6 protein-coding genes are annotated in these 6,689 nt (G+C 70.5%); 1 reads left to right on the top strand and 5 read right to left on the bottom strand.

All coding sequences use genetic code 11. The features are described from left to right. From GTW67_RS07405 to GTW67_RS36880, 5 genes are all read right to left on the bottom strand, one after another. A partial coding sequence (locus tag GTW67_RS07405; protein ID WP_161164003.1) for an HAD family hydrolase occupies window positions 1-673 on the bottom strand: 673 nt, incomplete at its 3' end. Window positions 674-732: 59 nt separating this feature from the next. Then, a complete protein-coding gene (locus tag GTW67_RS07400; RefSeq protein ID WP_161164002.1) occupies window positions 733-1,128 on the bottom strand; it encodes a Rid family hydrolase in 396 nt (131 codons plus the stop codon). A gap of 112 nt (window positions 1,129-1,240) precedes the next feature. Further along, entirely contained in the window at window positions 1,241-2,725 is a 1,485-nt protein-coding gene (gltX, locus tag GTW67_RS07395) for a glutamate--tRNA ligase (protein WP_161164001.1), read from the bottom strand. Next, window positions 2,718-3,494, bottom strand: a complete 777-nt coding sequence (locus tag GTW67_RS07390) for a fumarylacetoacetate hydrolase family protein (protein WP_161164000.1) — start codon at window positions 3,492-3,494, stop codon at window positions 2,718-2,720. Before GTW67_RS07390 ends, gltX begins: the two co-directional genes overlap by 8 nt. A gap of 165 nt (window positions 3,495-3,659) precedes the next feature. Continuing rightward, complete coding sequence (locus GTW67_RS36880; RefSeq protein WP_202436932.1) at window positions 3,660-3,848, bottom strand: hypothetical protein; 189 nt, start codon at window positions 3,846-3,848, stop codon at window positions 3,660-3,662. 603 nt (window positions 3,849-4,451) lie between these two features. Here GTW67_RS36880 and GTW67_RS07385 point away from each other — a divergent pair. Beyond that, window positions 4,452-6,689 (top strand): nitrate- and nitrite sensing domain-containing protein (locus GTW67_RS07385; protein WP_161163999.1); only part of this gene is annotated, 2,238 nt, incomplete at its 3' end.

Raw genomic sequence — 6,689 nt, 5'->3', positions numbered from 1 at the left:
TGAGGGACGCGATGCGGCGGGGGCCGGCGGGCGGGTCGAGGGTCGCGTAGGCGCCGCCGCGGTCGATCCACACCGAGAGCAGCCCGGCCTCATGGGCGCCGCGCCCGTCGATCTCCGGATGATCGCCGACGTAGGCGACCTCCTCCGGGGCGAGGGAGAGAGCCTCGCAGGCCGCCAGGAAGGCGCCGGGCTCGGGCTTGGAGACGCCCAGCTCGGCGGCGCACAGGACGGCCTCGAAGCGGTCGTGCACGCCGAGGACGCGCAGCTTGCGGTCCTGGACGGTCAGGCTGGAGTTGGACAGCACGGCGTGCCGGTGGCTGGCGGAGAGGGCGTCGAGGACGGGCACGACGTCCGGGAAGAGGGACCAGGCGGCCTCGTAGTGCCTGACGTAGCGCTGGAACCAGTCGTCGGCCTCGGCGTCCGTGAGCTCCGGGCGGCCCAGGAAGACCCGGGTGCGGTCGCGCCGCTGTGTGACGAAGTCCACCTCGCCGGCGGCGAAGCGGGCCCACTGCTGGTCGGTGATCCGCCGCCAGCGCACGAGCGCCTCCTCGGCCGACCCGTACCCGGCGAGCAGCCCCTCGGCCACCAGGTGGGCGCGCATGCCCGCGCGGTCGGCGGTGGTGTAGTCGAAGAGTGTGTCGTCGACGTCCCAGACCACGGCTTGGATCGGCATGGCGCCCAGCCTAGGCGGCGCGGGCGGCGGGCGGGGAGCGGTCGGACCGGGGCGGGCGTCTACTGGGCGGCGAGGCCTTCGATCTCGACGAGCATCCGGGGGTCGGACAGAGCCTTGACCTCGGCCAGCAGACTGGCCGGACGGCAGTCCGCCTCGGCCAGCACGCTCAGCACGACGTCGTAGTGGGCCGTCACCGCCTCGATGTCGGTGGTGAAGATCCTGATCTGGACGAGGTCGCTCAGGGCGAACCCGGCCTTGTCCAGCGTCTCGCCGATGCGCTGGAACGTCAGCCGGAGCTGGCCCCGGACGTCGCCCACGGCGGCGATGGCACCCTCGTCGTCGCGGGCCTCGTGGCCGGCGACGACGAGCCAGCGACGCGGCTGTTCCACGACGACGGCCCGGTTGTAGGCCAGGCGGTCTCCGAAGTATCGCGGGTCGATGTCCTCACGGCGCATGCGTCGAGTCTGCCGGAGGGCGCGGGGCCGCGCCGGTCGGCGTGGCCCGGCCGGGGTGCGGCGAAGGGCGGCAGCCCGCACGGCTGCCGCCCCTCGTATGCCGCGTGCGGTGTTACGCCGCGAGACGGGCCAGTGCCGCGTCGATGCGGGTCAGCGTCTTCTCCTTGCCCAGGACCTCCAGGGACTCGAAGAGGGGCAGGCCGACCGTGCGGCCGGTGACGGCGACGCGGACGGGGGCCTGGGCCTTGCCGAGCTTGAGGCCGTGGGCCTCGCCGGCGGCCAGGACGGCCTCCTTGAGGGAATCCGGGGACGTCCAGTCGGCCGCGTCCAGCTTCTCGCGGGCCGTGCGCAGCAGGGCGTCCGAGCCCTCCTTCATGGCCTTGGTCCAGGACGCCTCGTCGAAGACCGGCTCCGGCAGGAACAGGAAGTCGACGTTGTCCGTGATCTCGGAGAGGACCTTGAGGCGGGTCTGCGCGTGCGGCGCGATCGCCTCCCACGCGGCCTCGTCGAAGTCCTCGGGCGCCCAGGGGGCGACGGGGGCCTTCAGCCAGGGGCGGCAGCGCTCGGTGAAGTCCTTCACGTCGAGCAGGCGGATGTGGTCGGCGTTGATCGCTTCGCACTTCTTGAGGTCGAAGCGGGCCGGGTTGGGGTTCACGTCGGAGATGTCGAAGGCGGCGACCATCTCGTCGATCGTGAAGATGTCCTGGTCGGCGGAGAGCGACCAGCCGAGCAGGGAGAGGTAGTTGAGCAGGCCCTCGGGGAGGAAGCCGCGCTCGCGGTAGAGGTTGAGGCTCGACTGCGGGTCGCGCTTGGAGAGCTTCTTGTTGCCCTCGCCCATGACGTACGGGAGGTGGCCGAAGGCGGGGATCTCCTTGGCGACGCCGAGCTCGATCAGCGCCTTGTAGAGGGCGATCTGGCGGGGGGTGGAGGAGAGCAGGTCCTCGCCGCGCAGGACGTGGGTGATCTCCATCAGGGCGTCGTCGACCGGGTTGACGAGGGTGTAGAGCGGGGCGCCGTTGGCGCGGACGATGCCGTAGTCCGGGACGTTCTCCGGGAGGTACGTGATCTCGCCGCGGACCAGGTCGGTGAAGGTGAGCGCCTCGTCGGGCATCCGGAAGCGGACGATCGGCTCGCGGCCCTGGGCCCGGTACTCCTCGACCTGCGCGGCGCTCAGGTCGCGGCAGTGGCCGTCGTACCCGGAGGGCTTGCCGGCGGCGCGGGCGGCCTCGCGGCGGGTGTCCAGCTCCTCCTGGGAGCAGTAGCAGCGGTAGGCGTGGCCGGCGTCGAGGAGCTTGCGGGCGACGTCCGCGTAGATGTCCATGCGCTGCGACTGGCGGTACGGCGCGTGCGGGCCGCCGACCTCGGGGCCCTCGTCCCAGTCGAAGCCCAGCCAGCGCAGCGAGTCGAGCAGCTGGTTGTACGACTCCTCGGAGTCGCGGGCGGCGTCGGTGTCCTCGATGCGGAAGACCAGCGTGCCCTGGTGGTGCTTGGCGAACGCCCAGTTGAACAGGGCGGTGCGGACCAGGCCCACGTGGGGGTTGCCGGTGGGGGACGGACAGAATCGGACGCGTACGGGGGAGCCGGATGCGCTAGCCACGCTTGACAACCTTGTTGGTGAGAGTGCCGATGCCTTCGATGGTGACGGCGACCTCGTCGCCGACGTTGAGGGGTCCGACTCCTGCCGGGGTGCCCGTGAGGATCACGTCGCCGGGGAGCAGCGTCATGGCCTCGGAGATGTTGACGATCAGGTCCTCGACGGGGTGGATCATCTCGCTGGTGCGGCCGAGCTGGCGCTGGGCGCCGTTGACCGTGAGCTGGATCGTCAGGTCGCTCGGGTCCACGTCCGTCTCCACCCAGGGGCCGAGCGGGCAGGAGGAGTCGAAGCCCTTGGCGCGGGCCCACTGCTTCTCGCGGCGCTGCACGTCGCGGGCGGTGATGTCGTTGGCGCAGGTGTAGCCGAGGACGACGTCCTTGACGCGGTCGCGCGGGACCTCGCGGCACATGCGGCCGATGACGACGGCGAGTTCGGCCTCGTGGTGCAGTTCCTCGGAGAACGAGGGGTACTGGATGGCGTCGCCGGGGCCGATGACCGAGGTGGACGGCTTGAAGAAGGCGAACGGGGCGTCGGGCGCCTCGTTGCCGAGTTCGCGGGCGTGCTCCGCGTAGTTGCGGCCGAAGGCCACGACCTTGTTGGGGAGCACCGGCGGCAGGAGCCGCACCTTGCTCAGCGGCACCTTGGTGCCGGAGAGCTCGAAGTCCGCGAAGGGGATGCCCTTGATGATGTCGAGGACGAGCTCGTCCGGCTGGTCGCCCTCGACCGCGCCGAAGGCGACGTTCCCGTCGATGGAGAACCTGGCGATGCGCACGGGTTGTGTGGCCCCTTGACTGAGCTGGCTGGAGTCTGACGCTCCAGGCTATCTCGGCAGGGGGCGGGCGCCTCGCGCATTACCCCGGCCGTGGTCGTCGGTTGCGCGGGCGCCCGGGGGGTCCCGGTGGCCGGCCGGCTGAACATCGCGCGGCCGGGCGGCGTACTACTGTGCGGCGGAGGCCGCGACGGGGATCTCCATGAGGACCGTGCGCCGGGGGTTGGCGGTCTGGGTGGGGAGCTCGACGGCGTGCTCGCGCTGTTCCGGCGTCTGCAGTTCGCCGGCGCCGTCCAGGTGCGCCAGCGTCGTGCGTCGCGGGTTGGCGATCTTGTGGAACATCATCGTCGTCTTCACGGTTGTTCGAGACCCTGTCGTGTACGGGCGCCGGAAGGGGGCAAGTGACCCCTGCGGGGGCGCGGGTTGTCGGTTTTGCCTTCTCTGTAAAGCGTCAGGCTAAACATGCAATTCCCCGTCGACCCGGCGGAGAGTCGATGAACGGCGTGTGAGTTTGCTCACTTATCAAGGGTCAAACCGGTCAATTCCGACTGACACCGCACCCCGACGAAAGCGACATTGACCCCCTGAAGCCATCATTCCGCTCCTGATCATGGCGACTGGGACACCGCTTACCCCTCGACGATTCGCGGGCATACGTCCGCTTTACTGGTGATCGTTTTCTACCGGCCGTGAATCAGCCCTCACGTGCTGTCACGTATCCCGCGGGTCGGCCCACGGGCCTTGTTGGAGATCCGGCACTGTGCTGGAATTCCACGGACCGCTGCGGGATCGAGCCGGCGCACAGGGGGCGCACCACAGCGCCGAGCGGCGGCACGAAGGGGGAACCAGCGCCGGTCACTCACGACCACCACGGGGGCGTATTCAGGGCGCCCCTATGACGCCGACACCGTGCTCTGCCGTTCACGCGGCCGGGTGCCTGGTCCAGAGGTTGCGACGCTAGTGCAGGGACGTTTCAAGAGGGATGGCAGCGCTTCGGCGGAGCCGGAGCCGCACGGCGGGAATGGCCCCAGGGCCGTCAGCTCCTCGCCCCAGCACGCCCAGAACCCGGGTCAGGCCCAGTCCGGCGACGGCGGCGACCGCTCCGGGCGCCCCGGCCAGGGAGCGAACCAGTCGGCTCCCGGCCAGAAGACGCCCGCGAAGCCGGCCACGGGCTCGACCGGCCCGGGTCCGCGAATAGCCCTGCGCAACTGGCGGATCTCCACCCGCCTGGTGTCGCTGCTCGCGCTTCCCGTGGTCGCGGCCACCTCGCTGGGCGCGCTGCGCATCAACGAGTCGATGGACAACATCCAGCAGCTCGACAACATGAAGCTGCTGACCGAGATGACCAAGCAGGCCACCGAGCTGGCCGCCGCGCTCCAGGAGGAGCGCGACCAGTCCGCCGGTCCCCTGGCGCACGGTTCGACGTCCAGCGCGATCGCCGTCAAGGGCGACCGGGAGAAGACCGACCGGGCGCTGAAGAACTTCCTCGACCAGTCCGAGGAGATCGACGCCGCCAGCAAGGACGGCAACCTCGTCGGTGTCCGCGACAGCCTCGTCGGCCTCGCGAGCGACCTGAACGACCTGAACAAGATCCGCGGCACCGCGTACACGGCGAAGAAGAACTCGACGCAGACCGTCGAGGCGTACCACCGCCTGATCACCAACCTGCTCGACCTCTCGCAGGACATGGCGGAGGCCACCAGCAACCCCGAGATGATCCAGCGCACGCGTGCCCTGGCGGCCTTCTCCTCGGCGAAGGAGTACGCGTCCATCCAGCGCGCGGTCCTCGCGGCGGCGCTCCCGGCGAGCAACACCACCAAGGGCGAACTCTCCGAGAACGACCGGCTCTACGCGCAGTCCGCGCTCCAGAGCCAGACCTCGGAGATCCGCAGCTTCAGCAGCATCTACGGCGACGGCGCCGAGGACCTCCTCAAGCCGATCTCCCAGGGCAACCCGGTCATCGAGTCGTCCGACCAGTACGCCGGCCGCGCCTTCAGCCGCGTGAACGGCCTGTCGCAGCTGGACGAGCGGTCGTACCAGGACTGGCTGGACGACAGCTCCACCAAGATCCAGCAGATGAAGAACATCGAGCTCCGCCTGCTGGAGGACATGGAGCAGAAGGCCCGCGAGCTGCGCAGCGAGTCCGAGCAGGAAGCCATCATCTCCGGTGTCCTGATCCTGCTCGTGCTCGGCGTCTCGCTGGTCGGCGCGTTCGTCGTGGCGCGGTCCATGATCCGCTCGCTGCGCCGCCTGGAGGACACCGCGACCAAGGTCGCCCAGGACCGTCTGCCCGAGCTGGTCAAGCAGCTGTCCGAGACCGACCCGCAGGACGTCGACACCTCGGTGGAGTCGGTCGGTGTGCACTCCCGGGACGAGATCGGCCGGGTGGCCGCGGCCTTCGACGACGTGCACCGCGAGGCGGTCCGCCTCGCCGCCGAGCAGGCCCTGCTGCGGGGCAACGTCAACGCGATGTTCACCAACCTCTCGCGCCGCTCCCAGGGCCTCATCCAGCGTCAGCTCTCGCTCATCTCCGAACTGGAGTCGCGCGAGGCCGACCCGGACCAGCTGTCCTCGCTGTTCAAGCTCGACCACCTCGCCACGCGTATGCGCCGTAACGGTGAGAACCTCCTCGTCCTCGCCGGTGAGGAGCCCGGCCGCCGGTGGACCCGCCCGGTCCCGCTGGTCGACGTGCTCCGTGCCGCCGCGTCCGAGGTGGAGCAGTACGAGCGCATCGAGCTGGCGGCCGTGCCGACCACCGAGGTCGCCGGCCGCGTGGTCAACGACCTCGTGCACCTCCTCGCCGAGCTGCTCGAGAACGCGACCTCCTTCTCGTCGCCGCAGACCAAGGTCAAGGTCACCGGTCACGCGCTGCCCGACGGCCGCGTGCTGATCGAGATCCACGACACCGGTATCGGCCTCTCCCCCGAGGACCTCGCCGCGATCAACGAGCGGCTCGCCTCGCCGCCGACCGTGGACGTCTCGGTCTCCCGGCGCATGGGTCTGTTCGTGGTCGGCCGCCTGTCGCAGCGCCACGGCATCCGCATCCAGCTCCGCCCGTCCGACTCCGGCGGCACGACCGCGCTGGTCATGCTGCCCGTCGACGTCGCCCAGGGCGGCCGCAAGCCGCAGCCCAAGCCGGGTCAGCCGGCCGCGGGCGGCGGTCCCGCCGCCGCACAGGCCGCGGCGGGTGTCGCGGCT

Origin of the sequence: Streptomyces sp. SID5910 (genome assembly GCF_009862125.1) — a bacterium.
GTDB lineage: Bacteria > Actinomycetota > Actinomycetes > Streptomycetales > Streptomycetaceae > Streptomyces.
This window is presented reverse-complemented; position numbering and strand designations above follow the sequence as displayed.

What these genes read in the sequence shown, in the direction of transcription:
- GTW67_RS07400 (WP_161164002.1), bottom strand. Translation starts at nt 1,128, where the DNA reads ATGCGCCGTGAGGACATCGACCCGCGATACTTCGGAGACCGCCTGGCC.